1 protein-coding gene is annotated in these 2,311 nt (G+C 41.9%); it reads right to left on the reverse strand.

Annotation, left to right across the window (positions count from 1 at the left end; all coding sequences use genetic code 11):
* Positions 1–86: 86 nt before the first annotated feature.
* Positions 87–1,760 (reverse strand): group II intron reverse transcriptase/maturase, encoded by a 1,674-nt coding sequence (ltrA, locus tag HMPREF9171_RS102855; protein WP_000998206.1) that lies wholly within the window; start codon positions 1,758–1,760, stop codon positions 87–89.
* Positions 1,761–2,311: the final 551 nt, after the last annotated feature.

A 2,311-nucleotide genomic window follows, 5' to 3' on the forward strand; every position in this document is an offset into this window, starting at 1 on the left:
AGTCGAGTAGGTTAGTGGTATTACTACCACCTTCCTCTCTAAGAACCGTACGTGAGAGTTTCCCCTCATACGGCTCAAGCATTTCATCACTCTTTCGAGCGGCTCTCAATAAATAATCGCTGACAGTAGCTATGCACATAAGCCATATTATCAACTTCTTCCACACCTCCCTTTGATTTTGGAACTTTAAAGAAAATTTCTCTATCTTCTCCAAGTTCCATTGGGAGACCACAATGATGACAGCGTCCGTTTTGTTTCTTCCAAACAAGTTTAAAACGACCTGTCAAACGCTTCATACCATGATTAAAGGTTCGTTGAGCAAAATATTCTGTATCCAAGTAAGGATTAGCGTTTTCTCTGACCTTTGTGTGTCTGACGATAGCAGTATGGTCAACTCGAATGAGTTCTTTATCGCCTGAAGCGAATACCCAACTTCGATTGCCTCTTCTATGCCAATACTTGGTCGAAACCCACCACTGGCCTTTCTTTGGATGACGACGTTTTGCCCATCGCCACAATAATTCGTATAAATGATAGTCCAGATAGGAGAAGGCTTCACTAGCACACACGGATTGGTGGTAGTTTGTCCATCCTCTTATCTGTTGATTTAGTTTCATGATTAAGACTTCTTGCTCCCATGCTTTTCCTCGCTTGAGGATGGTTTCTGAGAATTTACCAATAACAGTTTGAATAGAATTCTTAGATGGTTTTACAATCAATTTCCCCTTGTACTTCCGAAAATTCCAACCAAGTAGGTCGAAACCATCGTTGATATGAGTTACCAATGTCTTTTCCTCTGACAGCTCTAAACCTCGTCCAAGCAGAAACTCTCTAATCAATTCTTTAGCCTCTAATGCAATTTCTTGTGTCGCAGCTGTGACGATAAAATCGTCCGCATAACGGACAAAATTGACCTTATGGCTATTTTTGAATCGAAGGTCGATTTTTCCTAAACGATTGGTATGAAATCTATCTGATAAGACTTGTTGTAATCCATCGAGTGCCATATTGGCAAGGATAGGCGAAATGATACCGCCTTGTGGCGTGCCGTCTTCCGTTGGGAATAACTCACCCTTGAACACAAAACCTGCTTTAAGGAATTGTTTTAAGATAGATTTATCCATCGGAATGTTCTCTAAGAGCCAGTCATGACTGATGTTGTCAAAACAGCCTTTGATGTCGCCTTCTAAAATCCACTGAGGAGAAGCTTTTCGTGATAGTGCTGTGAAGATATATTCACAAGCATCTTGACAGCTTCTTCCTTTTCGGAAGCCGAATGATTTAGTATCCGCGGTTGTCTCTGCAACAGGTTCTAATGCTAAAGCATAGAGTGCCTGCATAGCTCTGTCGTACATAGTCGGAATCCCTAATGGACGTTTCTTCTTTTTCCCCTTTTTGTCGATGTAAACCCGTCTTAACGGACTGGCTTTATAGCCTTTGTCAGTTAGAGATAGGAGAGCCTCCATCTTTTGAGTAGGGGTCGTCCACAGTTCACCATCTACACCAGCTGTTTTCTTACCTTTGTTAGTCGTTACTCGACGAACGGCAAGTGCCTTGGCATAGAACGAATGGGTTAGTAAATATTGAAGTCTCTTCACTGTGTTAGTGTGTTTGGCTTGAGTAGCCTTGACAATCCTGATTTGTAGCCTATTCACTTCTTGTTCTGCTCTCTTCCAATCAATGCTTTTCCATTGTTTCGCAAGCAGTTGCTTGTGTGATAACTTCTCAGCTGGTGCTGTCGTTGAATGTTTATCATTCATAGGTTTACCTCCATTTTTGTCATGAAATACCATAGGATAAGTCTGCACCCTTTCAGGTCAGGGCAAAGTTTGAACCCCTATCTCCTACCATTACAGTTGGAGCATTCGCTTTTTATCCTTTCCTCTACCCTCTGTATCGTCTATCCCTCTTACGAGTTCAATACCTTCTATCGATTAAAAGGAATACATAGGGCTTACCAAGTTCCGTGTTATAAATAATTGTGAATACCTTAGGTGCCATCTTTGAGCCGGGAAGAATGTGTCCATTTGTCATCAGGTTATGAAAGCCCCAATGACCTCCTCCGTACCTTTTGGTGTAAGTGTATCAGCCTTATTTCACTTAGTCCCTGTAACGACTCTTGCGATGGTTCACGTCTGTTCACCATAGTATTCTTATCCTAACAGTCCATCCGATTTTAGGCTATCAGACTTTCCATATTGTCCCACAGGCTTCCCAACATAACCGTTACCAGTCAAGCAGGCTGTGGTAGGATTACCCCAAATGGATAGAGTAGCTAAACTAGCAATTTACAACACGACTTCTTGTCGCA

The organism is Streptococcus agalactiae ATCC 13813 (assembly GCF_000186445.1).
GTDB classification, from domain to species: domain Bacteria; phylum Bacillota; class Bacilli; order Lactobacillales; family Streptococcaceae; genus Streptococcus; species Streptococcus agalactiae.